The sequence below is a fragment of the Tardiphaga sp. 841_E9_N1_2 genome (genome assembly GCF_051811065.1).
GTDB lineage: Bacteria > Pseudomonadota > Alphaproteobacteria > Rhizobiales > Xanthobacteraceae > Tardiphaga > Tardiphaga robiniae.
Genome location: NZ_JBPWQC010000001.1, coordinates 737,063 through 760,891 on the forward strand (window position 1 = coordinate 737,063; position 23,829 = coordinate 760,891).

20 protein-coding genes are annotated in these 23,829 nt (G+C 60.2%); 11 read left to right on the top strand and 9 right to left on the bottom strand.

What is annotated here, in order from left to right:
- Positions 1-300: 300 nt before the first annotated feature.
- Positions 301-996, top strand: coding sequence for a N5-glutamine methyltransferase family protein (locus tag AB8A50_RS03250; protein ID WP_093759137.1), 696 nt, complete (start codon positions 301-303; stop codon positions 994-996).
- Between the two features lie 48 nt (positions 997-1,044).
- On the opposite strand, the gene AB8A50_RS03255 is transcribed toward AB8A50_RS03250, so the two are convergent.
- The 5 genes from AB8A50_RS03255 to AB8A50_RS03275 are packed head-to-tail and all read right to left on the bottom strand — an operon-like array spanning position 1,045 to position 7,097.
- A complete protein-coding gene (locus tag AB8A50_RS03255) occupies positions 1,045-1,311 on the bottom strand; it encodes an acyl carrier protein (protein WP_089267182.1) in 267 nt (88 codons plus the stop codon).
- A gap of 38 nt (positions 1,312-1,349) precedes the next feature.
- On the bottom strand, positions 1,350-2,918 hold the full coding sequence (locus tag AB8A50_RS03260) for a class I adenylate-forming enzyme family protein (RefSeq protein ID WP_439076821.1): 1,569 nt from the start codon (positions 2,916-2,918) through the stop codon (positions 1,350-1,352).
- Positions 2,918-4,948, bottom strand: coding sequence for an asparagine synthase (glutamine-hydrolyzing) (asnB, locus tag AB8A50_RS03265; protein ID WP_439076823.1), 2,031 nt, complete (start codon positions 4,946-4,948; stop codon positions 2,918-2,920). Before asnB ends, AB8A50_RS03260 begins: the two co-directional genes overlap by 1 nt.
- A gap of 5 nt (positions 4,949-4,953) precedes the next feature.
- Positions 4,954-5,961 (bottom strand): NAD(+) synthase, encoded by a 1,008-nt coding sequence (gene nadE / locus AB8A50_RS03270; RefSeq protein WP_439076825.1) that lies wholly within the window; start codon positions 5,959-5,961, stop codon positions 4,954-4,956.
- Complete coding sequence (locus tag AB8A50_RS03275; protein ID WP_439076827.1) at positions 5,958-7,097, bottom strand: thioesterase domain-containing protein; 1,140 nt, start codon at positions 7,095-7,097, stop codon at positions 5,958-5,960. The genes nadE and AB8A50_RS03275 overlap by 4 nt, the downstream gene beginning before the upstream one ends.
- A 1,218-nt stretch (positions 7,098-8,315) precedes the next feature.
- Here AB8A50_RS03275 and AB8A50_RS03280 point away from each other — a divergent pair.
- From AB8A50_RS03280 to AB8A50_RS03290, 3 genes are all read left to right on the top strand, one after another.
- On the top strand, positions 8,316-10,007 hold the full coding sequence (locus tag AB8A50_RS03280) for a methyl-accepting chemotaxis protein (protein WP_439063628.1): 1,692 nt from the start codon (positions 8,316-8,318) through the stop codon (positions 10,005-10,007).
- 304 nt (positions 10,008-10,311) lie between these two features.
- Complete coding sequence (locus AB8A50_RS03285) at positions 10,312-11,193, top strand: CheR family methyltransferase (RefSeq protein ID WP_439076828.1); 882 nt, start codon at positions 10,312-10,314, stop codon at positions 11,191-11,193.
- A gap of 8 nt (positions 11,194-11,201) precedes the next feature.
- A complete protein-coding gene (locus tag AB8A50_RS03290; protein WP_068730616.1) occupies positions 11,202-11,528 on the top strand; it encodes a pilus assembly protein PilZ in 327 nt (108 codons plus the stop codon).
- On the opposite strand, the gene AB8A50_RS03295 is transcribed toward AB8A50_RS03290, so the two are convergent.
- Positions 11,504-11,701 (bottom strand): response regulator, encoded by a 198-nt coding sequence (locus AB8A50_RS03295; RefSeq protein WP_439076830.1) that lies wholly within the window; start codon positions 11,699-11,701, stop codon positions 11,504-11,506. The genes AB8A50_RS03290 and AB8A50_RS03295 overlap by 25 nt on opposite strands.
- Positions 11,702-11,889: 188 nt before the next feature.
- Here AB8A50_RS03295 and AB8A50_RS03300 point away from each other — a divergent pair, with 188 nt between their 5' ends.
- Positions 11,890-12,615, top strand: a complete 726-nt coding sequence (locus tag AB8A50_RS03300) for a spermidine synthase (RefSeq protein WP_439076831.1) — start codon at positions 11,890-11,892, stop codon at positions 12,613-12,615.
- Positions 12,616-12,627: 12 nt separating this feature from the next.
- On the opposite strand, the gene AB8A50_RS03305 is transcribed toward AB8A50_RS03300, so the two are convergent.
- Positions 12,628-15,771 carry a multidrug efflux RND transporter permease subunit gene (locus AB8A50_RS03305; RefSeq protein ID WP_439076833.1) on the bottom strand — a complete coding sequence of 1,048 codons (3,144 nt, stop codon included), beginning with the start codon at positions 15,769-15,771 and terminating at the stop codon, positions 12,628-12,630.
- Between the two features lie 2 nt (positions 15,772-15,773).
- Positions 15,774-16,940: an efflux RND transporter periplasmic adaptor subunit gene (locus AB8A50_RS03310; protein WP_120291076.1), complete on the bottom strand. Its 1,167-nt coding sequence runs from the start codon at positions 16,938-16,940 to the stop codon at positions 15,774-15,776.
- A 338-nt stretch (positions 16,941-17,278) separates the two neighbouring features.
- Between AB8A50_RS03310 and AB8A50_RS03315 the strand changes: the two genes are divergently transcribed.
- The 6 genes from AB8A50_RS03315 (at position 17,279) to AB8A50_RS03340 (ending at position 23,056) form a co-directional block, all read left to right on the top strand.
- On the top strand, positions 17,279-17,518 hold the full coding sequence (locus AB8A50_RS03315; RefSeq protein WP_089267192.1) for a hypothetical protein: 240 nt from the start codon (positions 17,279-17,281) through the stop codon (positions 17,516-17,518).
- Positions 17,519-17,694: 176 nt separating this feature from the next.
- The gene (locus AB8A50_RS03320; protein WP_439076834.1) at positions 17,695-20,142 is read left to right on the top strand and encodes a TonB-dependent receptor; all 2,448 of its coding nucleotides are present in this window, start codon (positions 17,695-17,697) and stop codon (positions 20,140-20,142) included.
- A 3-nt stretch (positions 20,143-20,145) separates the two neighbouring features.
- A complete protein-coding gene (locus AB8A50_RS03325) occupies positions 20,146-20,835 on the top strand; it encodes a Fe2+-dependent dioxygenase (RefSeq protein WP_093758881.1) in 690 nt (229 codons plus the stop codon).
- 2 nt (positions 20,836-20,837) lie between these two features.
- Positions 20,838-21,767 (top strand): tonB-system energizer ExbB, encoded by a 930-nt coding sequence (gene exbB / locus AB8A50_RS03330; RefSeq protein ID WP_092151334.1) that lies wholly within the window; start codon positions 20,838-20,840, stop codon positions 21,765-21,767.
- 2 nt (positions 21,768-21,769) lie between these two features.
- Complete coding sequence (gene exbD / locus AB8A50_RS03335) at positions 21,770-22,252, top strand: TonB system transport protein ExbD (RefSeq protein WP_092151332.1); 483 nt, start codon at positions 21,770-21,772, stop codon at positions 22,250-22,252.
- Between the two features lie 15 nt (positions 22,253-22,267).
- Positions 22,268-23,056 carry an energy transducer TonB family protein gene (locus AB8A50_RS03340; protein WP_092151330.1) on the top strand — a complete coding sequence of 263 codons (789 nt, stop codon included), beginning with the start codon at positions 22,268-22,270 and terminating at the stop codon, positions 23,054-23,056.
- A gap of 12 nt (positions 23,057-23,068) precedes the next feature.
- On the opposite strand, the gene AB8A50_RS03345 is transcribed toward AB8A50_RS03340, so the two are convergent.
- On the bottom strand, positions 23,069-23,815 hold the full coding sequence (locus tag AB8A50_RS03345) for an SDR family NAD(P)-dependent oxidoreductase (protein WP_092151328.1): 747 nt from the start codon (positions 23,813-23,815) through the stop codon (positions 23,069-23,071).
- Positions 23,816-23,829: the final 14 nt, after the last annotated feature.

Genomic DNA, 23,829 nt, shown 5'->3' on the forward strand with positions numbered 1-23,829 from the left:
GCCGGATCGCCGCGGCCCCGTTCATAAGAACTCGAAAGCAGAACAGACAAATACCACTCAGCCTCGAACTGGCCGAAGTCAGAGCGAGGTCTGCGTCGTCGGATGACCATGCAGCCGGTGGGTTGCCGCATCGCCAAAATGCGTAAGGAGCGCTGCCGAAAACAACTGCATTGCCGCTATCGGCCCATCTACCTCATTGTGACTACCGCCATTGCCACATGGACAGGGCATGGTTCTGTCCGGTGCATGATCACGCCGCATGCAACAGTTGTCGCGCAACGTCCAGGCAGGGTGACCGCAATGAGCGAAGTGATCAACGTCGCCAAAGCTTACGATGAGGGACGCACTCTGTTTATGGGAATAGAGCTGCTGGTCGCGCCCGGTGCGCTCGTCCCCCGGCCGGAAACCGAATTGCTTTGCGCGAGCGCTGTCGATGCTCTGCGTCAGTTAAACGTGGCGGAGCCGCGGGTGATCGACATGTGCTGCGGTGCAGGCAATCTGGCATGCGCCATCGCTCTCAAGATCCCCGACGCACGCGTCTGGGCGAGCGACCTAACCGATGGATGTGTCACTGTCGCGCGTCGCAATGTCGCCTATCACGGACTCACGCAACGCATGTCGGTGCTTCAGGGCGATCTGTTCGACGCTTTTTCAGGTCTGTCGCTGGATGGGACCATCGACCTGATCGTCTGCAACCCACCCTATATTTCGGAAACGCGGCTCAGAGGCGACCGGGCCCCCTTGCTCGAACTCGAACCACGTGAGGCATTCGCAGCCGGTCCTTACGGGCTGAGCATCCATATGAGGGTTACGAAGGACGCAGTCCGATATCTGCGGCCGGGCGGCATCCTCTTGTTCGAGGTCGGCTCCGGTCAGGAGCGGCAGGTGACAACCCTTCTTGAGCGCAACAAGAGCTACGAGAGCATCAGGGTGGTGACGAACGAAACGGGCGAAGGCCGCGTCGTTATGGGATACCGCAAAGGCGCAACAACCTGAACCGCTACGGTGGCGTTCGCGACGCGGTCTGGACGCTGCAGACAAACATCAGCTCTTCTTGCTCATGACGAAGCGTGAAATTCCCTCGATGGAATCCAGGTTCTCAGGCAAGAGCTCGCTATCTTCGACCGTGATGCCGAAGGTCTCCTCGATGAACCCGATGACCTCGAGCACTCCGGTCGAGTCGATGATGCCTTGATCGAGCAGCGATGTGTCGACCTCGAGCGAGTTGGCTTCAGCAATGTAGAAGTTCGACAGCAAGAAATCGCGAACTTGCCTTCGATAGGTCTCGAGTGGTTCCCTGACTAGCAACATGTTTCAACTCCAATGCGTAAAGAAAAGTCACGATCGGATCATTCGGAAATCGACTCCTGCAGTGCTCTCTTGTTGAGTTTCGCTGTATTCGTTCGCGGCAGGCTAGGCACGATCACAATACACTTCGGCACCATGAAGCTTTCGAGGCGTCGCTGGCACTCTTTCTGAATCTGCTTCTCGCTCAGTGTTGTTCCCTGTTCGATAACGACAAACGCCTTAACCGCCTGCCCAAGGAGCTCGTCGGGAACGCCAATGACCGCGGCTTCCCTCACGCCCGGAATATCCATCAGCACGTTCTCTACTTCCTTGGGAGCGATCTTCTCGCCTCGGGACTTTATGATCTCGTCGCTGCGGCCAACGAAGTAGAGGTAGCCTTCCGCGTCCATCCGGCAGTAGTCGCCGGTGTACAGAACCTGCTCGCCTGGCAGCGGACCAGCCTTGAGTTTTCTGGCCGTGGCCTCTGGCTTGCCCCAATAGCCTCGCATCACCGTCGCGCCGCGAATGACAAGCTGGCCGACCACGTCGGGCCCCACGCGTCTGTCGCGCTCGTCGACAATCCACATCTCGGTATTCGGGATGGCGATCCCTACGCTCAGCGGCTTTCGATCGATATCCTCCGGGGGCAGAAAGGTGCAGCGCTTGCATTCGGTGAGGCCGTACATGGAATAAATGCGGGCATCCGGGAATAGATCCTGCAGCAGACGAATATGCTTCATCGGCAGTGCAGCTCCGGTATTCGTGACATAGCGGATACTCGAGAGATCGTGCTCCTTGATCGACTTGAGCCCCGACAGCGTCGAGAAGATCGTCGGCACGCCGGGCAGGCCGGTCACTCGCTCCTCGGCGATAAGCCCGAGAATCTGTGCCGGAAAAGCGAACGACCGTTCGAGGACCAGCCGCGCGCCCGTGCGAAACGCCATGATCATCTGATACAGGCCGTAATCGAAGGCGAGCGGCAGGACGTTCAAAATGACCTCGTCTTCGCATAGCGCGAGATATGATGCGATCGACGTGCACGCGGTCAACATGTTCCGGTGCGTCAGCATCACGCCCTTGGGATCGCCCGTCGATCCGGAGGTGTACACGATGGCTGCGAGATCGATATCGATGCAGTGGCGCGCGGGAGCTACGTCGTGGCTGGCGGCGCCTGCCTCGCTCCAGCGTACCGCATGGGGCAGCCCCGTCAGTTCGACATCGTCGACGGGCCCGGAAACGATCACTCGGCGCAATGACGGGCATGCCTGCGCGGGCTCCTTGAATATCGGCAAGAGATGTTTGTCGGTGATAAGCGCCGTCGGCTGGCAATCATTGAGCAGGTAGCCAAGCTTGTCGCGCTTGGTGAGCGGATTGACGATGCACACCACGGCATTCGCTTTCAGCACGGCCCAGAAACTGACGACGGTCTCGACAGTGTTGTCGGCGAAGATAATCACCCGATCGCCACGTTCGACTCCGCTCGCGACCAGATAATTCGCGATTGCGTTGGAGCGTGCCTCGATCTCACCATAGCTGACGCGATGCTTGCCGCACACCAGCGCCACCTTTCCACCGAGATGACGGGCGGAGTGGATGAGGTAATCGTGCAGGAGCGGTACAGGACCATGCATCAGGAAAGGGCTCCCTCAACCCGGTGCTCGCGATCGATATCGACGGTCAGCTCCAGAGCGTGGCGCCCACCAGGACGGCTTGCGATGAATTGTTGGTGCAGGAGCTGGGTCGATAGCACGCCGACCATCGCCATGTTGTCGGAGTTGGAGAGATCGCCGTTGCCGGTTGCGGCCTGTGTCCGGCACTTGCTCCGCAGGCGCGCGACCGCGTCAGGATCGAAGACGTTTGCTTCGCGAATAGCCGTTTCCGAAAGCGCGTCGTCGATATAGGCGGGCGTATCGCGGCCAACGAAACAGAGAGCGTCGGGCGCGCGGAATGGCTGCTTCTTGCGGGCGATGATCTCCGACGGCACGATCGGCTCTGCAACGCGCTTCAGAACGTGCTTCTCGTCAAGGACGCGGAGCTTGTAGGCGGGCGGCAGCGAATTCGCCAGCGCGACCACATCCTCGTCAAGGAAAGGAAAGCGTCCTTCAACTGAATGCGCCATGAGCATTCGGTCGCCCTGAGAAGACAGGAGGTATCCCGACAGCAGTGTCTGGATTTCAAGATATTCATCCTGCGCAAGGGAGCTCCATTGCGTGAATTCCGGAGGTAGACTGGCGATCAAATTGGAGACCGCATCGTGCTTTGCCGACTCCGCGCACATGTCGCTGGAGAACAGTCGTTTGATGCCGCTGGTCGTTCGCCAGCGGGTGTCATGCGCGAAGCCCGGCGCGGCGTGCTCCGACAGATTGCGCCCAAAAAACTGCCGGGCCATTGCTTGCTGCCGTACCGGCGAGCGTGTGAGATAAGGGTAGAGACGCTCAAGCAGCCGCGCGCGGCGTGTCGACGTGGGTTGCCGACCCCAGAACCGGCGGACCTTGCCTTCGCGAAAGAGATCGTAGCCGGCAAACATTTCGTCGGCGCCTTCGCCGGACAGCACAACCTTGACGCCGCAGGCGCGCACCAGGCGCGACAGCAGGAACAACGGCGCCGGCGCCGTTCTCAAGATCGGACGCTCGGTGTGATAGATGACCTGCGGAAAAATCTCGGCGATGTCGCTGCGCGAGACCACCACTTCATGGTGCTCACTCCCGGTGACACGGGCGACCAGTCGCTGGAAGTCGGTCTCATCATATTCGGCGTCAGCGAAACGCAGTGAGAAAGTTTGGAAGCGTTCGCCGGCAAAGTGGCATCCCATTGCCGCAATAAGTGAACTGTCGAGCCCGCCGGACAAATAGCTGCCGACGCTTACGTCGGAGCGTACCATTCGAAGCGACGTCGCGGATTCCAAAGCGCTGCGCACCTGCTTCACGGCATCGTCGAGTGAACCGGCAAACTGGCCGTCGCGCGAGCTGGACAATTGGGGATATCGCGGCTTCCAGAACGCTTTCTCGCGAATGTTTCCGTTTTCATAAATGCGGAAATGTCCCGGGACGAGCTCCTTGATCCCTTGAAACACGCTCTGCGGCGGCACAACGGTCCAGAGAGTGAATGTCTGATCGATGCCGACTGGATCGAAGGTGCGGGGAATCGCTGCATCCGCCGCGAAGATGGCCTTCACTTCGCTGGCGAAATACAGTCGACCTTCGCGCTCGCAGAAATGCAAAGGGCAAATGCCGGTGCGATCGCGCGCCAGCACCAGACGACGGGCTACCGAGTCCCAGATCGCGAGCGCCCACTGACCGGTCATCCGCTCGAAGGCGTCCTCGCCCCAGGCCCGATAGGCGTTGACGATGACCTCCGTGTCGCTGCGGGTTCGGAACCTGTAGCCAAGCCTGATCAGCTTCTCACGCAACTCAACGTAGTTGAAGATTTCGCCGTTGAAGACGATCCACGTCGTGCCGCTCGCGTCCGCGAGAGGCTGCTGACCGCTCGAAATGTCGATGATGGACAGGCGGGCATGTGCCAATCCCGCGCGTTCGTCCCGGTATAGGCCGCGCTCGTCCGGGCCGCGATGGGCCAGCGCGCCGAGCATGCGCATCAAGGCTTCGCGGGAGGGGGCCCCTGCGGCGGCGGTTACTGACACTATGCCCGCGACACCGCACATGCAGGTTAGTCCTCGAACACTTGAGTGACGAGCAGGGGTCGTGCGTGGAGGTAGCGCGTGACACGACGCTTGGCGTCAATATCCCTGAATACTAAATCGACCTGGGCTGCTGTCAGTCCGATAGCCTCTGCGACTTCGTCTGACTGAATCCCGTGATTCACCGCGTAAAGGCACAGATCCATCTGGTGATAAGGCAGCGCAAAATAGAACTCCTCCTGGCTCTGCGGCATCGAGAACGTATCCGTGGTCGGTGGCCTGCGCTGGATCTCCTCCTCGACCTCGAGATATTCCGCGAGCTGATAGACCTGTGTCTTGTAGAGATGGGCGATCGGCATCACGTCCGCAATTCCGTCGCCCTGCTTGACGAAAAAGCCCAGGTCGTGCTCGAGACGGTTCGGTGTGCCGGCGACCGCGTATCGGAGGCGGTCGGCGTGGTAGTACTCCGTCATCTTGCGGACGCGCTGCTTGAAATTGGTCGCGGCGACGATCTGGAGATAGGCGTTTGACGAAAGACGAACGGTGCGGGTGCTGCCGTCGCGGCTCTGAACCGTGAGACGGGTGATATTCAATCCGTTGCTCGCGAAAACCGACGGTAGCACCAGCTTGCATTTCCAGCCGTCGTCATATTCGGGAACGACGGTCCGGATTGCCTCGATCTGCCGGCGATAGGCGCCGAGCCCCTCGAGGGCGGCCGATATGTCTTCCAACACAGTATCGATGCCAAGCTGTGCCGCCCAGCTGCGGCCGAGCCTCAGCGAGTCGTCCGAAGAATGGTGCTCGGGCATGAAGATGCCCAAGACCTTGTCGTTGCCGAATGCACGCACGCACAACGCCGCGACGACGGAGCTGTCGATGCCGCCGGAAAGACCAACGACGGCGCCGCGGCGCCCTAACACGCCCAAGACCTGTTGGCGTAGCGTCTGGACAATCCTCTCGACTTCGGCAGCGGGATCGAGCGCCAATACGTTGTTGCCAAACTCCCGCGCAGTCGGAATGTGCGCAGCAAGGGTCATGACAGCGCTTTCCGCTTGCAAAATTCGGCCGGCGTGTAGGTTTGCACGACCGCACTCTCGACCAAGGGGAGGTTGGTGGCGAGGTAGGGCTCGACGACGAGCTCGATATGCGTGCCTGCGACGGGGATCACGTCCAGGCTTGCGAGTGAGCAATCCCAGCCGAGCGATTGCGGCGCTCCATCTCGGTTGCAGCGAAACAGTGTAGCTCCGATCGGCAAAGACGGCCTGGGCGACGCCAGCCATTGGTAGAAAGCTCGCGACCGCAACACCTCTTGCAGCTCAAGCCTAATTCGGAAGCAGGTGGCGTTGAACTTCCCTCGAGCATAGCGATGAAGCATCCAGGTAAGGGGGGCCTCGCCACCGATTGCTGCCGTAACCTTTGCGAGTGCTCGGCAGGCTATCCGCGAAATGTTCACACGATTGGCGCGGAGCCGCCGCAACGTTCGGGCGAGCGTCTCCCGGTAATCGCGGCCCTCGTTGATAATCGCTGTATCGAGAATCCCCAGGAACTTGATGGACCGCCGTGCTTCCAGCAGCCGCGCCGCAACTTCGAATGCCACCACACCACCAAGGGAATGGCCGAGAAGGCGAACATGTCCGACAGGTTGGCTCCGGCGGATTTGCTCCACCGCGGCATCTGCCATAGAGGCGACCGTGTTGTTTCCGGCGAGGATGCTCCCCAGGTCGGGGTATTTGATCGGGACGATCCGGGCGATCTTGCCGAGCCCCGCTGCAAAAGCGGCCATGCTCGGACCGTAACCGAGGGACCCTGGCAACAGGAACAGGATGGGACGCAGATCGGCTTGCACGCCCACGGCTTTGGCGGTTGCCTTCCCGGACACAATCGCCTTGACCATCTCCGCGGCTGTCATATCGAGCGCGAAGTGTGCGACCGAGAGCTCCAGCCCGGTGGCGCTCTCTATTTCCTGAATGCACCGCTGCAGCCTTGATAAATCGTCGGCTTCCTCCGAGGTTCCAGGCATCTTGGGGGTGTTGAAACTCGTGGACTGGGCATCCCGCACGATTTGATAGATCGTCGGCTCGCGTCCCTGCGCCCATGAGGGCCGCAGCCTCTGGTTGACGAACGGGTCGGCCGGTCGTTCCACCACTTCTGGTTGGAGATAAGTCCGAGCCATAGGTCACCTGCCGAGCCTAAAGCTTGTTATCGCCGGGCATGGAAATTTCGACATCCTGCGTTTGAAGGACGTCGCCGACAGATGGGACAACGGTGTGCCATTATGTCGCGGTGGCGCTGCCGCTGAGCTTCATTGATTTCCGCGATCATCCCGGGTTGGCACGGCGGGATTGCTGCTCATTCTCACGAGCACGCGATGATCGAGGCGCTTGGTTCCGTGTTGCTGGAAAGTAGCAAGCCAGGCGCTGTGAACACCAGCTCGATATGAATGCCCAGCGCTGTAATGACGACTGGTGCAGTATGTCGTCCGGAACATGTTCAGAAAGGTGCTTGAGGGCCGCACCTTCACCAATGACCGGGCCCGCTCCAAGCTGAGGCGAAGGAACTCTTTGAAAGCTGCCGGGCGATCATCAGGAGCGCTGCAACGGAGTACCGCATAGTAAAAGTTGTGGAACGGAGTAAGACAACCGGACTTGAGTCGATGACTTCACTCCGCGGAGGTATCGATGTGAGAGCAACGAAACTACCAGCAGTCGATCTGTTGCTGTGCCGCCGTTGCGGGGGGGCACGCACTCTTATCAAGATTGTGGCACAGCCCAGAGCCAGTCTGCCCGGCGATCGGAGGACGTTCCGGTGTCCCAGCTGCATGTCGTCCCAGACCTACCAAATCAACCGGCACGGGGCGCAGCTACTATCTTCGGATTGAGATGCAATTGGGCGGCTATAATCTGACTGGAAAATATCCGGACCAGATTGCTCCTGATTCTCCAGCCGGCACGCTCAGTCGTGTTCGCACGCCGCGTCGTCCCCACGTCGAGCGACGGATAAACTTCAGGTCGGTATGTCGGCGGCTGGAACCAAAAGTTGCGATTTTGATTCGCTACTTTACCCAACGGCACTACGTCGTCGCTAGCTTACGCCGGCACGCCTCCACAAGTAGTGGAGTTGTGGCTGTCAACCTCAGATACTCGTTGCTAACTGGCTGATATTGCAGGCCATCGAAAAAGAGAGCTTCAGTTCACTTTTGTTCAGTCAGAATGTCGCACCTTTACCAACAGTTTACATAATACCTACAAATTGCAGGAACGGGACTTGATAACAAGAAAGTCATCAAACCCCGTGTTCGTCGCTCTGCCAATTGCACCTCTGCTGACTGCTTCATTTCCACGACACCCCGCACATTGCGGACCAACGGTCGAAAACCGAGGGACCCTTCGTCATGCTCGCCAGCCTGTCTATTCGCGCCAAGATCACCATTGTTCTTTCATTTTTGCTGCTTGCGATGACGGGTCTGGGCCTGGTCGCGGTTCGCAAGATGCAGGCGATCAACGCCAATGCGGTGGATATCCAGACCAGCTGGCTGCCAAGCGTGCGTTTCCTCGGCGATCTGCGCTCCGGCGTCATCACCTATCGCAACGTGATCCGTCAGCACATGCTGTCCGAGACGTTGGAGGAGAAGCTGGCCAATGAGAAAACGCTCGAGACGGTGGTAGCGAGCAACACCGCTATCCGCGCGAAGTATGAGAAGCTGATCACCTCGCCGGAAGAGCGCGCGCTCTACGAGGAATGGAGCAAGCTCTGGGACAGCTACAAGAAGGGCACGCTCGATGTGATGGATCTGTCGCGCAAGAGCGCCGGCAAGATGCCGCAGGAAGCCAATGCGCTGAACACGAAAACTGTGAATCCGATCGGCCTGAAAGCTGACGAAGTCCTGAACAAGGACATCGAGCTCAATCTCAGGGGCTCCGACACTGCCGGTGCAGACGCCCTGGCCAATTACGATGCTGCCTTCATGATGGTTGTCGCAATCCTCGTCGTCTCGGCGTTGCTCGGCATCGGTATTGGCATTTATCTCGTGCGGGACGTCTCCAGCGGCATCGCATCGATCGTCAAGCCGATGCAGGCGTTGGGCCAGGGCGATCTGACCGCCGTCGTGCCGCATCAGGGCATGAAGACCGAGATCGGCACGATGGGAGACGCGCTGCAGATCTTCAAGCAGGCGCTGATCGACAAGCGTGCCGCGGACGAAGCAGCAGCAACTGATGCAGAAGCCAAGATCGAGCGCGGTCGCCGCGTCGATAGCATCACCCGCGAATTCGAAACGATGATCGGCGAGATCGTCGAGACGGTGTCGTCGGCTTCGACCGAACTGGAAGCCTCTGCCAGCACGCTGACTGCGACCGCCGAACGTTCGCAGGAGCTGACAACGACCGTGGCAGCCGCTTCGGAGGAAGCCTCAACCAATGTGCAGTCGGTTGCTTCGGCGACCGAGGAGATGGCCTCGTCGGTGAACGAAATCAGCCGTCAGGTGCAGGAATCGGCCAGCATCGCCAATCAGGCCGTCGATCAGGCACGCCTGACCAACGATCGCGTCAGCGCACTTGCCAGTGCGGCAGCTCGCATCGGTGACGTCGTCGAGCTGATCAACAACATCGCCGGCCAGACCAATCTTCTGGCGCTCAACGCAACTATCGAAGCAGCGCGTGCCGGCGAGGCCGGTCGTGGCTTCGCGGTGGTGGCATCGGAAGTGAAGGCGCTGGCCGAGCAGACGGCGAAAGCCACCGGCGAGATTTCGACGCAGATCTCCGGCATCCAGGCGGCGACGCAGGAATCGGTTGGTGCGATCAAGGAGATCGGGGACACCATCGGCCGGATGTCCGAGATCGCTTCGACGATCGCATCGGCGGTGGAAGAGCAGGGCGCTGCGACCCAGGAAATCTCCCGCAACGTCCAGCAGGCAGCGCAGGGCACGATGCAAGTCTCGTCGAACATCACCGACGTGCAGCGTGGCGCCAGCGAGACCGGCTCGGCATCCTCGCAGGTGCTCTCCGCAGCGCAGTCGCTGTCCTCGGACAGCACGCGTCTGAAGGTCGAGGTCAGCAAGTTCCTGAACGCCGTACGCGCAGCCTGACGCTTACAAATATCAAGTCTTCGAAGCCGGCGCGAAAGCGCCGGCTTTTTTCATTGTCAATTGACGCCGCTTCCACCCATTCGCTTGGTGCGCTGTTCTGTTTGCGCAGGTTATGGGCTACCGCGTGCAACGGTTATGTGGTCGCGCTTCTCAACTTTGTGCCCGGCGCTGCGCAACGTCCTGCGGCGTCTTGGCGATCTCTTAGTCATTTGCTGCAATCGTGTGCTACGCGCTTTTTGCACGCAGCGGCATACCGTCGTCGCTGCAAGTTATTTGGACCGGCGTTGCGTCTTAGAAAGAGACCATGACCCCTATCGATTATGAGTATTTGCAGAAGATTCTGAAAGATCGTTCCGGATTGGTGCTATCGGCCGACAAGAAGTACCTGCTCGAAAGCAGATTGATGCCGCTGGCGCGCAAGGCCGGTGTCGCCGGGATCAGCGAACTCGTTCAGAAGATGAAAGCCGGTTCCGAGCCGATGATCTCGGATGTGGTCGAAGCCATGACCACCAACGAGACCTTCTTCTTTCGCGACAAGACACCGTTCGAACATTTTCAGAACACGGTCATTCCCGACCTGATCAAGGCGCGCGCTGGCAAGCGCTGTCTGCGGATCTGGTGCGCGGCTGGCTCGACCGGGCAGGAACCATATTCGCTCGCCATGATCATGAAGGAACTCGGCGCCGCGCTGACGGGGTGGCGCGTCGAGATCGTGGCCACGGATCTCTCGCCCGAAGTGCTCGAAAAATCACGCACTGGCGTCTACACCCAGTTCGAGGTGCAGCGCGGCCTGCCGATCCAGTTGCTGGTGAAACACTTCAAGCAGACCGGCACGACGTGGCAGCTCAATGCCGACATCCGCGCGATGGTTCAGTTCAAGCAGTTCAACCTGCTGCAGGACTACGCGCATCTTGGCAAGTTCGACGTCATCTTCTGCCGCAACGTGCTGATCTATTTCGATCAGGCCGCCAAGACCGACATCTTCGGCAGGCTTGCAAAAGCCAGCGAGGCTGACGGCTATCTGTTTCTGGGCGCAGCCGAGACCGTGGTCGGTCTCACCGACCGCTATCGGGTTTGCCCCAATCGTCGCGGTGTGTATCTGCCGGTGAGCGCGCAGGCGTCGCCATCGATCATGCCCGACATGGGTGCCGGACTGAAGACGTCTCCCGCCAGTATGCGGGCGTAGGAGCGGTCATGGCAGAAGAAGTTGCAACCAACGGGCGCGTCATTTTCGGGCGTGGCTACAATGTCTGGATCATGGCCATCGACGGCACATGGCGGCGCAGTTGTGTGTTGAAGGCTGTGTCGAGTCACGACGCCGAGTTGATACTCGAGACCTCCATCGAGGGCCTCAATCTGAAAGAGTTCTTCCTGCTGCTGTCATCGACCGGACTTGCCTATCGCCGCTGCGAGCTGGTCAAGGTGAACGGTGCGCAGATCGATATTCGCTTCCTGAACACCAAAGGTAGCAAGAAGAAATCGCCGGCGAAGAGCGATCACGGCGATATGGCTGACGCCTGATCATGCGGCATCAAGATATCGATGATCATCACATCGAAGCTTGTATCTTCCAACACGAATAGACCGATCTCGCCACCATCGGCCGAGACGGTTTCGAAGCCCTCGCGTTCCAGCGTCAGCCTAATGGACACGGACACGAGTGGGTCGTCGTCGACGACCAGAATGCGTTTCATGGCGGCGCCCCCGCGCGCTGGAGTGAGCCTGCAGTCACTCTCCACGCAACACGCAACCATGACGCGACGAATCGCCGACGACGCCAAGTGTTTAGTCATTTCGCCGGAGGTGTCTGTCCAGATTTGCACACTTGGGGCATTTCGTTGTTGCCGGGTTGCACGCGCCATGTACATGGTTGGATATGAGCATGATGTTCGAAGAACTGGATTATCGCCCGACGCCGATGGGTGTCCTGACCCTGCGACGTCGGCGGAAGCCGGGCACGGACATCGATATCTTTGAGATCAAGCTCGGCGACGAATTTCTGATGTCGAGCGCATTCACGGCTGCCGAGATCGCGCTGGCGGATATCGGTCTGGCGTCACTAACCGGCAGCGGGCTGGATGTCGTCGTTGGCGGTCTCGGTCTGGGCTACACTGCGCAGGCAGTTCTCGCGCATGAGAAGGTCGGTTCGCTGGTCGTCATTGATGCACTGCCCGAAGTGATCGAATGGCATCAGGCCGGCCTGATCCCGATCGGCCGCGAATTGTCGGCGGACGGGCGCTGCCGTCTCGTTCATGGCGATTTCTTCAAGATGGCGACCTCGACGGGTGGTCATCTCGATCCCGACGAACCCGGTCGTCGCTTCGATGCGATACTGGTCGATATCGACCATGCGCCGGACAACCTGCTGCATCCGAGCCATGCCGTGCTCTATACGGCGGCAGGGCTGCAGCGTCTATCCGAGCATCTCAAGCCCGGCGGCGTGTTTGCGCTGTGGTCGAACGATCCACCAGAAGCTTCATTCACGGCCGTGATGGAGAGTGTCTTTGGCGCCGTCACCGCGCATGTCGTGGCCTTCGACAATCTGAATGCTGACGAGGAAGTGTCAAATACCGTCTATGTCGGCACCAGGATCGAGGAGGCCGCATAGCGCGCCGTTGCGCTATTCGGCGGCCTGTTTCGCCAGCATCTGCTCGTCCGACCGGTTATCGTCGTCGCGCTTCGATAGTCCCCAGCCCGACATGATATTGGAAAGCTTGTCGAGATAGACATAGACCACTGGCGTGGTGAACAGCGTCAGTGCCTGGCTGACGATCAGGCCGCCGACCATCGCATAGCCGAGCGGCTGGCGGATTTCCGAACCGGTGCCAGTGCCGAGCATCAACGGCACGCCGCCGAGCAGCGCCGCCATGGTTGTCATCATGATCGGGCGGAAACGCAGGAGAGCGGCCTTGCGGATGGCTTCCTCCGGCTCGAGATGTTCGTCGCGCTCAGCAGCAATCGCAAAGTCCACCAGCATGATGCCGTTCTTCTTGACGATGCCAATCAGCAGCACGATGCCGATCAGTGCGATCAGACTGAAATCGAAACCGAACGCCATCAGGATCGCGAGCGCACCGACGCCGGCAGAGGGCAGGGTGGACAGGATCGTCAGCGGGTGGATGTAGCTCTCATAGAGAATGCCGAGGATCAGATAGACCACCACCAGTGCGGCGAGGATCAGGAGCGGCACCGTCGAGAGCGATTGCTGGAACGCTTGCGCCGTGCCCTGGAAGGTGCCGCGCAGTGTCGAAGGCGCGCCGATATCCTGCATGGCAGCCTGTACGGCATCGGTCGCCTGTCCAAGCGCAACGCCCTGCGCCAGATTGAAGCTGATGGTGATTGCCGGGAATTGGCCCTGATGGCTGATCGACAGCGGCCGCACGGGCACCGTCGTCCATTTGGCAAAGGCCGACAGTGGCACCATGTCGCTTGTCGTCGGCGACTTGATGTAGATCTTGTCGAGTGAATCCAGCTTGCCCTGCATCTCCGGCAATATCTCGAGAATGACGTGATAGCTGTTCAACTGCGTGAAATACTGCGCGACCTGACGCTGGCCGAACGCGTCATACAGCGTATCGTCGATCAGTTGCGGCTGGATGCCGTAGCGCGAAGCGTTGTCGCGATCGATGGTCAGCGTCAGCGTCGTGCCCTTGGTCTGCTGGTCGGTGGCGACGTCGCGTAGACCCGGCAGCGTCTGCATCTTGGCCAGAATCTTCGGGGCCCATTCGTTCAGTTCGGACAGGTTCGCGTCCTGCAGCGTGTATTCAAACTGGGTGCGGGTAGCCCGGCCACCGAGCCGGATATCCTGTGCCGCCTGCATGAACAGGCGTGCGCCCTGAACCTTCTCCAGCTTCGGTCGCAGCCGTGTGATGATCTGTTGCGCATTGGCGGAACGTTCGTCCCGCGGTTTCAAGGTAATGAACATGCGCCCGGTATTGAGCGCGCCGCCGCTGCCGCCGATCGACATGGCGACGCTGGCGACGTCGGGATCGGCCTGCACGATCTTGCCGAGTTCTTCCTGGTGGATCTTCATGTCGGCGAAGGAAATATCCTGCGACGCTTCGGAGGAAGCGGTGATCAGGCCGGTGTCCTGCTGCGGGAAGAAGCCCTTCGGGATAATCATGAATAGATAGACCGACAGGACGAGCGTGGCGAAGAACACCATCAGCGTCGTCAGGCGCCAGCGCAGCACGAGGTCGAGGCCGCGCTCATAGGCGCGCAGCAGAGCGTCGAAGGCGTTCTCGCTGAGCTGATAGAGCCGGCCATGCTTGGCGTGTTTCTCCTCACGCAGGAAGCGCGAGGCCATCATCGGGGTGAGCGTTAGCGACACCACCAGCGAGACGAAAATCGTCATGGTCAGTGTCACGGCGAATTCGCGGAACAGGCGGCCGATAATGCCGCCCATCAGCAGCAGCGGGATCAGCACCGCGACCAGCGAGACTGATATCGAGACGATGGTGAAGCCGATTTCACCGGCGCCTTTCAGCGCGGCAGCCATCGGTGTTTCGCCTTCCTCGATATACCTAGTGATGTTTTCCAGCATCACGATGGCGTCGTCGACCACGAAGCCGACCGAGATGGTCAGCGCCATCAGCGACAGGTTGTCGAGCGTATAGCCGAACACCCACATCAGCGCGCAGGCGCCGAGCAATGCGAGCGGTACGGTCACGCTGGGAATGACGGTGGCCCAGACGCTGCGCAGGAAGACGAAGATCACCATTACGACGAGGGCGATGGTCAGCAGCAGGGTGAACTGGACATCCTGCACGGCGGCGCGGATGGTCTGCGTGCGATCGCTGAGGACCTCGATCTTCACGGTCGGCGGGATCGCGGCCACCAGACGCGGCAGCTCGGCCTTGATCTTGTCGACGGTGTCGATGACGTTGGCGCCGGGCTGCTTGAAGATCACCAGAAACACGCCGCGCTTGCCATTAGCCCAAGCCGCCTGCTTGGCGTCTTCCGGGCCTGTCACCGCCGTGCCGATATCCCTGACTCGCAGCGGACCACCATTGCGATAGGCGATGATGACGTCGTTCCAGTCTTTCGACTCCGGCAACTGGTCGTTGGCGTAGATCGTGTAACTGCGGGTCGCGCCGTCGATATTGCCTTTCGGGCTGTCGACAGTGGTGATCGCGATCTGGCTGCGGATGTCTTCGAGCTGCAGCCCCTTGGCCACCAGCTTGGCAGGATCAATCTGGATGCGGATCGCCGGCTTTTGCTGGCCGCCGATCGTAACCTGGGCGACACCGGAGATCTGGCTGATCTGCTGCGCCAGTTGCGCATCGACACTGTCGCTGACCGTTGTAATGGGCAGCGTGTCCGATGTCGCCGACAGCAGCATGATCGGCGAGTCCGCCGGGTTGACCTTGCGATAGGTGGGCGGGCTCGGAAGCGTCTTCGGCAATTGTCCGCCGGCGGCATTGATCGCGGCTTGCACGTCATTGGCGGCGCCGTCGATCGAGCGGTTGAGATCGAACTGGATCGTGACTGCAGATGTGCCGAGCGAACTCGTCGAGGTCATCTGCGCCACGCCGGGGATCTGCGCGAGCTGTCGCTCCAGCGGCTGCGCCACCGAGGACGCCATGGTCTCGGGGCTGGCGCCGGGCAGGGTGGCGGCGACCTGGATGGTCGGGAAGTCGACCTGCGGCAAAGGCGCGACGGGAAGCTGGGGATAGGAGACCAGGCCGACGAACAGGATGCCGGCCATCAGCAATGATGTTGCGATCGGATAGCGAATGAACGGTGCGGAAATTCCTCCGTTCATGGCTATTCGCCTTTCGCCGGAGTTGCTGCGGATGTTGCGACTGACGTCGCCACCAGCGCGCCCGGCTGCACTTTATATTGCCCGGCGACGATAACGCGCTCGCCGGCGCTCAACCCGTCCTCGACCACCGTGCGGCCATCGATGGAACGGCCGACCTTGATTTTCTTCAGCTCGGCTTTGTTGTCGGCCCCGACCGCAAAGGCATAGAGCCCGTCGGCCCCATGCTGAACGGCATCGTCGGGAATGACAGTCGCATCCTTCAGGGTGGTTACCAGCAACCGTGTCGAGACGGAAAGGCCGGGCCACAGCACGTGGTCCTTGTTATCGAACACCGCCTTGAGCCGGATCGTGCCACTGGTCGTATCCACCTGATTGTTGATGACCGCGAGCGTGCCTTCCGAGAGCGTCCGCTTTCCGTCGGTGGTCAGCGCGATCACCTTGAGCGGATGTTCCGCGAGCGACTGGCTGATGTCGATGAGGTTCTGTTCAGGCGCGGTGAAGATTACGGCGATCGGCTCGATCTGCGCAATGGTGACGATGCCGGTCTGGGTCGCAGCATTGACAATGTTGCCTTGGTCGACCTGACGAAAGCCGACGCGGCCGGAGATCGGCGCCTTGATCGTGGTGTAAGCGAGTTGGGTCTGTGCATTCGAGATCGCGGCATCGTCGGCAGCGATCTGCGCGCTCAGCTGCTGCACGGTCGAGCGTTGTGTGTCTGTCTGTTGCCGTGTCGCGAATTCGCCAAGTTTGGTGAAGCGCTGCAAATCCAGATTGGCATTGGCGAGATTGGCTTCGTCCTGCGCTTTCTTGGCCTTGGCCTGATCGAGCGCTGCCTGGAACGGGCGCGGATCGATCTGTGCGAGCAGGTCACCCTCCTTGACGATCTGTCCTTCGGTGAAAGCGATCGTGTCGATCTGACCATCGACACGGGTCCGCACGACCACGGTATTAAAACCCTGCACGGTGCCCAGACCGCCGAGATAAACGGGGAAATCAGCTTTTTCGACAGATGCAATTTTCACCGGGACGGGGGCAGGGCCGCGCGGTTTGTCGGCATTCGCCTGCTGTGCTCCGGTAGCTCCGTAATGCTGCCATGCGATAGTTCCGCCGGCCGCAAGCAGCGCCAGAACAATCAGCCCAGTCCATCGAAAACGGGTAAGCGTTGTCATGGTGATCTCATCAATCTCTTGGCAGCCACTGACGCAGACATGCGCGTCCAATGCGCGCCCGCTTGGGCGGCTCCTGATCAGCTAGGTGGCGACTCAAATGCTGTAAACACACGACCGCTTGAACGCGTGCTTCATTGCCAAATCTTCATGTTCACTATGATTTACGCGTGATTTCTCGCATCGTTCCAACAGGACACTGCGCCTCGTTTTATGCGGCGTCTTGGACAATCCATCGGCGCAGTGAGAAGCGCCTAGTGTTGTAACTGCGCGTCGTATCCGCCATAGCCTCGTCGAAGCCGACATTGCGGCTTGTAAATGTAATCGATCCGGAGCGGGACATGGACGAGTTGAATGGGCGGATGATCGCCTGTCAGATTTTGATTACCGGATTGATCGCGCGGGTCGCCAATGACTCGCCGGATCCGCTGCGCTTCCTGACCGACTATCGGGACGAGATCAAAGCCGTCGTGCGTGGCATCAACATCGCCGGCATGGAGAATACGGATCGGGTGAGGCAGTCGGCGCTTCAGACCGTCGACGAGATGTTCTCGCTGATGAAGCCGCCCAGCAGTGAATAGGGTGACCGTTTCATATTACCTCTAGGTAGCTGCCGCGACCAATCTAGACATATTCAAACATAAGAACCCTGCATTCTCGCCCAATTGCGTTGACCACCCGTTCTCCTGCCGACTACGTCCATGGGACAAATTATCGCACTTGATGCGTCCTAGCGTCGCAGTTTTGGGGGGATTCGATGGGTACGGCGAAAATGCCGCGATCTTTGCGTGCTGTTTCTGAGGTTCGTGTCGGCGAGGGCGCCGATCCCCATTCTGGCCGAAAAGTAACGGCGGTTGCGGGTCTTATCGCGGTTGCGTCGTTCAGCGGTGCCGAAGCGCAGCAATCCACCCTTCCGCCGGTCACAGTGGATGCCCCGGTTGCCCGGCCCCGGCCGGCGGCGTCGAAGCCAACTCCGGACCAGATTCGCGCGCGCACCGCGCTCCGCCGCGCCGCCCGCCGGGCTCAACCGGTGCCGGTCGCGCCGGTGCCGTTTCCGAATGCCGGCGGACTAGCCGCTGATCCTTTTGCTGATCCCGCCGCGCCCTATAAAGGTGATCGGCTTGCGGGCGGAAAATTCACCGAGAAGCTGCTGGATACGCCGCGCACCGTCACGGTGCTCACCAGGGAAGTTCTCGAGGACAAGAACGCGACGTCGCTGCGCGATGCTGTCCGTTCGACAGCCGGCGTGACGCTTGGAACCGGTGAGGGCGGCAACGCTTTCGGCGATCGCTTCTTCATCCGCGGCTTCGATGCCCGCAATGACGTGTTCGTCGACGGTATCCGCGATCCGGCCGTCAGCATTCGTGAAAACTTCTTCACCGAACAGGTCGAGATCCTGCGCGGTCCGGCATCGTCATTCGCCGGACGCGGCACCGCGGGCGGTGCGATCAACATTGTCACCAAACAGGCCGGCGACAAGAACTTCACCAATGTCGACACCATCTTCGGCACCGATGCCACCAAGCGCGTAACCATCGACGCCAATCAGGTGCTGAGCCCGACGGTGTCGGTGCGCGCCGGCGGCCTGTTCCAGGACGCCAATGTTGCTGGCCGCAACACCACGACTGACGATCGCTGGGGAGGCTTCGCGGCCATCAAGTGGACGCCGGTCGATGCCGTGAAGGTGACGGCGAACTACATTCACACCGACCTCAATTCGATCCCGGATTTCGGTATTCCATGGGACCGCGCGGCCAACAAGCCATCAACGGAAACCGGCATCGCCAACCGCAACAACTACTATGGTTTCGCCAATCGCGACTTCCAGCATGCCCGTCAGGATATCGGCTCGCTGAACACCGAAGTCGCACTGACGCCCGACGTCACTTTCTCGAACAAGATGCGGCTGGAACGCTCGACTCTGGCCTATGTCGGCACCTTGCCGGAAGCGCCCCGCGTCGGCATTCCCGGCTACGTCTCCGACGCTGCCGGCGGCTTCGGCCTGGTGCAGCTCAACGCCGTCAGCCGCTATCAGACCACGGACACGATCGCCAACCAGTCGGACTTCAAGTTCAAGTTCGACACCGGTCCGATCAGGCACACGACCATCGTCGGCGCCGAAATCTCGCGCGAAAAGGTCGATATCGACACCTTTACGGGTCTGACGACGGAGTCGCTGCCAGGTGGAAGCACGAGCATCGGTTCGGTGATCGTTCCGATCAACAATCCGTATCTGACCTATTCGGCTTTTGCGCAGCCCACACGTGCCAACAACCCAACGGTGATCAAGGTCGACACCAATGCGGGCTACGCCATCAACACGGCGAACTACAACGACATCGTCTATCTGAACACCGGCATCCGCTATGACGACTACAGCGTCAGCGCAGGCAAGCCGTTCGCGACGACCACGACGTTCCCGCAAAAGGCAGATAGCGGAAATGTAAACTGGAATGTCGGCCTGACGTTGAAGCCGCTACCCTATGGCAGCGTCTATGCAGCCTATGCGACGTCGACCAACCCGGTCGGTGCGGAACTGGACGGCACCGACGCACGCTACGGCGGCTTCAACCTCACGGGCGCCTATAATCAGGTGTTCGCGCCGGAAAAGAACAAGTCGGCGGAAGTCGGTACCAAGTGGGAACTGTTCGATCGCCATCTGTTGCTAACCGGTGCCCTGTTCGAGACCACCAAGAGCAACGCGCGTGAGCAGTTGACCGTTGCCGGTACCACGCAGGTCGTGGCTGGCGCGTCATACCGAATCCGCGGCATCGATCTCGGTGTCGCCGGCAAGATCACCGATCGCTGGAGCGTATTCGGTGGTCTGGTTCTGATGGAATCCAAGGTGTTGAATTCGGCAACGCCTGCTTTCATCGGGCGCGATCTCGCCAATATCGCGCATCAGTCGTTCAACCTGATGACCAAGTACAAGTTCGACTATGGTTGGGAGCTGGGCGGGCAGGCGACCTATCAGTCGCAGCGTACCGGTGGCATCCTGTACACGACGACCACGACGGTCCTGCCGGAATTCTGGCGCTTCGACATGTTCGTCGAGAAGAAGATCGATCAGAACATCACGCTCAAGCTGTTCGTCAACAACCTGACCAACAAGCTCTACTATGACGGCTTCTACAACAGCGCGGCACCGTTCGTGCTCGTGGCGCCAGGGCGGTCGGGAACACTTGTTCTCAGTGGGAAGTTCTAGGGGATGCTGATCTGCATCCCTGATGTCTTGAGCAAAAGTGATGTGGCGGAGTTCCGCCGCATCATGGATGCGGCCGGTTGGGAGGACGGTCGCTCGACGGCCGGTGCGCAATCGGCTCTGGTCAAGAGGAACGAGCAACTGCCGCCGGACAGCGATGTGGCCCGCGCGCTCGGCAATCGCATTATCTCGGCACTGACGTCGAATCCGCGGTTCTTATCCGCAGCAATTCCGCTGCATATCTTCCCGCCGCTGTTCAATCGTTACGTCTCGTCGGATGGACATCACTTCGGCGTGCACGTCGACAATGCGGTGCGCGGTGATCATCTCACCGGCATGCGTATCCGCACTGATCTGTCAGTGACATTGTTCCTCTCCGAGCCCGAGGAATATGAGGGCGGTGAGCTTGTCATTGAAGACAATTACGGCTCACACGAGGTGAAGCTGCCGGCCGGCCACCTCGTACTTTATCCTGCTTCCAGTTTGCACCTTGTAACGCCTCTAAGGGCAGGTATGCGCGTAGCGTCTTTTTTCTGGCTACAGAGCATGATACGTGATGCTCATGCGCGCAGCATGATCTTCGATCTCGACAGCGCGATTCAGAGCCTAGTTGAACGTCTCGGAAGAGACGACCCAGAAACGGTCAAATTGACGGGCATCTATCATAATCTCATCCGCTATTGGGCCGAGGTATAAGCTTGTTTAGAACTGTTCTTAAGTCGCTGGCTGTGCTGGCAGTGGTCGCGTTTGCTTCGCCCATCATTGCGCAGCAGGCTGCAAAGCCCGCGGCCCCAGTGGTTACTCAGGCTGCTCCCGTTGCGACGCCGGCCCCGGTCACTGCTCAGCCGAGCAGCCCAGCGGCGAGCCCGGCCGCTTCGACAGCTCTTGCCAGCCCGGTGGCAGAGGCCGCGCCCCGGCCGATGGTCGCGACCGGTGAGCACGATCTGTCGCCCTGGAAAATGTTCATGGGTGCCGACATCATCGTCAAGGCGGTGATGGTGGGTCTGGCTTTCGCATCGCTCGTCACCTGGACAGTCGGCATCTTCAAGATGATGGAGCTGAGCTGGGCCATGCGTCGCCTGAAGGGCGCGCTCCGCAAGATCGGTGAAGCGCGTTCGCTGTCCGAAGCGCAGATGGCGCTCGGCGAGCGTGGGACGATCCTGTCGCGCCTATTGGCGGCGGCCATGCGGGAAGGGCGGATGTCTGCGGGCATTTCCAGCGATGAAGGCATCAAGGAGCGCGCCGCGTCGAGCTTCGGCGAAATCGTGCGCGCTGAGGGCCGCAAGGTGCGCACCGGCATGGGCATCCTCGCGACCATCGGCGCAACGTCGCCGTTCGTCGGACTGTTCGGCACCGTGTGGGGCATCATGAACAGCTTCATCGGCATCTCGAAATCGCAGACCACGAATCTCGCCGTTGTCGCGCCCGGTATCGCCGAGGCATTGCTCGCGACCGCCATCGGCCTTGTCGCGGCGATCCCGGCGGTCATCATCTACAATCACTTCTCACGTGTGACGAAGGCCTACATGGAAATCGTCGGCCGTGCGCAGGGCGCCGCCGGTCGTCTGCTGTCACGCGATCTCGATCGCACGCATTCGAGTTCTCACGCACGCGCAGCGGCCGAATAACCATGGGCATGTCGCTTTCCGAAGGCTCCGATGACGATGATGATTTCGGTGAAAATCACGAAATCAACGTCACGCCCTTCATCGACGTCATTCTGGTTCTGCTGATCATCTTCATGGTGGCTGCGCCGCTATCGACGGTGGATCTGCCGATCAATCTGCCATCCTCCACGGTGACGCCGCAGAAGAAGCCGGACAAGCCGACTTATGTGAGCATCAAGCCGGATCTCGCGGTCGCGATCGGCGAGAACATGGTCAAGCGCGTCGATCTGGTGCGTCAGCTCGATGCGATGGGCGACGGCAACAAGGATCGTCCGATTTTCCTGCGCGTCGATCGCGGCGTGCCCTACGGCGAATTTTTCGATGTGATGGAACGGCTGCGCGCCGGTGGCTATCAAAAGACCAAGCTTGTTGCACTGGAAGGTGTTCCGGATGCCGCCGCGGTATCGCCGACGCCGACCGCTGCACCTGACGCACCGAAGCCCTGACGTTACGGAAACGCTATGTCCGAGCTTGATGGAAAGTCGTCCTGGCGATTGTGGCTGATCGCGGCGCTTGTCGCGGTGCTGCTGCATGTCGGCGGCATTGCTGCGGCTGTGTTCGAGATGCAGCAGGAAGAGGACGACGACGGCCTCGGCGCCAATGCCATCGAAGTTGGGATGGAAATGGTGTCGCCCGATGTCGAGCCCACCGATCTTCCGCAGGGGCCGGATTCGGAGGCCTCGACTGCATCTCCGGCCGTTCAGGAGCAGAAAGCTGTCGAGAAGCAGAGTGATCTCCCCAAGGAGACGCCGCACGAGAGCGAAGAACCCGATCAGGTCGTGACCGAGAGCAAGGCGACCAAGCCGGAAGAAGAGACACCCGAAAAAGCACAGAAGCAGCAGCAGGCGTCCCAGGAATCCGTCGCGTCGGAAGCCGCCGCCCAGCAGAAGCTTGATGATTCCAAGACGGGCGAGAAAGCGCAGGCGCAGCAGGGCGGCATCGGCACCGACAAGAAGCGCCTGTCGACCATTTGGTCCAAGCAGCTCAGCGCCTATCTCGAGAAGAACAAGCGTTATCCGCAGGAGCGCCAGCAGAAGACGGCGGAAGTGACGGTGAATTTCGAGATCGACCGCGTCGGCAAGGTCCTTGCTGTGCGCGTCGTGAAGGGCTCTGGCGACGCCGCGTTTGACGAAGCTGCGGTTGCCATGGTCCGCCGCTCAGACCCGCTGCCGGCGCCGCCGCCATTGATTGCCGATGACGGCCTCAGTTTCACCGTGCCCGTGATCTTCCGCGTCAAGGGCAAGGGCTGACGGGAAGGGCGACTAGTAAGTCGCCCGCCCGCCCGAAATATCGAACACCGCGCCGGTCGAGAAGGCGCAGTCTTCCGAGGCCAACCAGGCAGCCATCGCGGCCAGCTCCTGCACCAGCACGAAACGTCCTTTCGGAATCTTCGACAGCATGAAGTTGATGTGCTGTTCCGTCATCTGGTCGAAGATCGCCGTCTTTGCGGCAGCAGGCGTGATGGCGTTGACGTTGATCTCGTGGCCGGCGAGTTCCTTGCCGAGCGACTTGGTCAGCGCGATCAGGCCGGCCTTCGATGCCGAATAGTGCGAGGCGTTCGGATTGCCTTCCTTGCCGGCGATCGACGCGATGTTGACGATGCGGCCGTAGTTCTGCTTCAGCATCACCGGCACGACAGCCTTGCAGCACAGGAACGGGCCGTCGAGATTGATGCGCATCACCTTGCGCCAGTCGTCGTAATCGATCTCCCACACCGGCTTGTTGAATCCGGTGATGCCCGCATTGTTGACCAGGATATCGATCTTGCCGAATTCTTGAAGCGTTGCATCGCGCGCTTCGTCAATTGAAGCCATGTCAGTGACGTCGACTTTGAGGGCAATCACTTCGTCGCCGATTTCGCTCGCCGTTTTTACACCCAGGTCAATATCCTGATCCCAGATCGCCACCTTGGCGCCTGACGCCACGAAGCGTTCAGTAATCGCGCGGCCAAAGCCCTGGGCGCCGCCCGTGACCACGGCGCAGCGGCCGTTCAGATCGATCTTGTTCATGATGCAATGTCCTC

Coding starts and splice junctions, on each gene's coding strand:
- AB8A50_RS03345 (WP_092151328.1), bottom strand. CDS start 23,815: ATGAACAAGATCGATCTGAACGGCCGCTGCGCCGTGGTCACGGGCGGC.
- AB8A50_RS03315 (WP_089267192.1), top strand. CDS start 17,279: ATGGACGAGTTGAATGGGCGGATGATCGCCTGTCAGATTTTGATTACC.
- AB8A50_RS03260 (WP_439076821.1), bottom strand. CDS start 2,918: ATGCATGGTCCTGTACCGCTCCTGCACGATTACCTCATCCACTCCGCC.
- AB8A50_RS03285 (WP_439076828.1), top strand. CDS start 10,312: ATGACCCCTATCGATTATGAGTATTTGCAGAAGATTCTGAAAGATCGT.
- nadE (WP_439076825.1), bottom strand. CDS start 5,961: ATGACCCTTGCTGCGCACATTCCGACTGCGCGGGAGTTTGGCAACAAC.
- AB8A50_RS03280 (WP_439063628.1), top strand. CDS start 8,316: ATGCTCGCCAGCCTGTCTATTCGCGCCAAGATCACCATTGTTCTTTCA.
- AB8A50_RS03275 (WP_439076827.1), bottom strand. CDS start 7,097: ATGGCTCGGACTTATCTCCAACCAGAAGTGGTGGAACGACCGGCCGAC.
- AB8A50_RS03310 (WP_120291076.1), bottom strand. CDS start 16,940: ATGACAACGCTTACCCGTTTTCGATGGACTGGGCTGATTGTTCTGGCG.
- AB8A50_RS03340 (WP_092151330.1), top strand. CDS start 22,268: ATGTCCGAGCTTGATGGAAAGTCGTCCTGGCGATTGTGGCTGATCGCG.
- AB8A50_RS03325 (WP_093758881.1), top strand. CDS start 20,146: ATGCTGATCTGCATCCCTGATGTCTTGAGCAAAAGTGATGTGGCGGAG.
- AB8A50_RS03295 (WP_439076830.1), bottom strand. CDS start 11,701: ATGAAACGCATTCTGGTCGTCGACGACGACCCACTCGTGTCCGTGTCC.
- AB8A50_RS03290 (WP_068730616.1), top strand. CDS start 11,202: ATGGCAGAAGAAGTTGCAACCAACGGGCGCGTCATTTTCGGGCGTGGC.
- exbD (WP_092151332.1), top strand. CDS start 21,770: ATGGGCATGTCGCTTTCCGAAGGCTCCGATGACGATGATGATTTCGGT.
- AB8A50_RS03250 (WP_093759137.1), top strand. CDS start 301: ATGAGCGAAGTGATCAACGTCGCCAAAGCTTACGATGAGGGACGCACT.
- AB8A50_RS03255 (WP_089267182.1), bottom strand. CDS start 1,311: ATGTTGCTAGTCAGGGAACCACTCGAGACCTATCGAAGGCAAGTTCGC.
- AB8A50_RS03320 (WP_439076834.1), top strand. CDS start 17,695: ATGGGTACGGCGAAAATGCCGCGATCTTTGCGTGCTGTTTCTGAGGTT.
- AB8A50_RS03300 (WP_439076831.1), top strand. CDS start 11,890: ATGATGTTCGAAGAACTGGATTATCGCCCGACGCCGATGGGTGTCCTG.
- AB8A50_RS03305 (WP_439076833.1), bottom strand. CDS start 15,771: ATGAACGGAGGAATTTCCGCACCGTTCATTCGCTATCCGATCGCAACA.
- asnB (WP_439076823.1), bottom strand. CDS start 4,948: ATGTGCGGTGTCGCGGGCATAGTGTCAGTAACCGCCGCCGCAGGGGCC.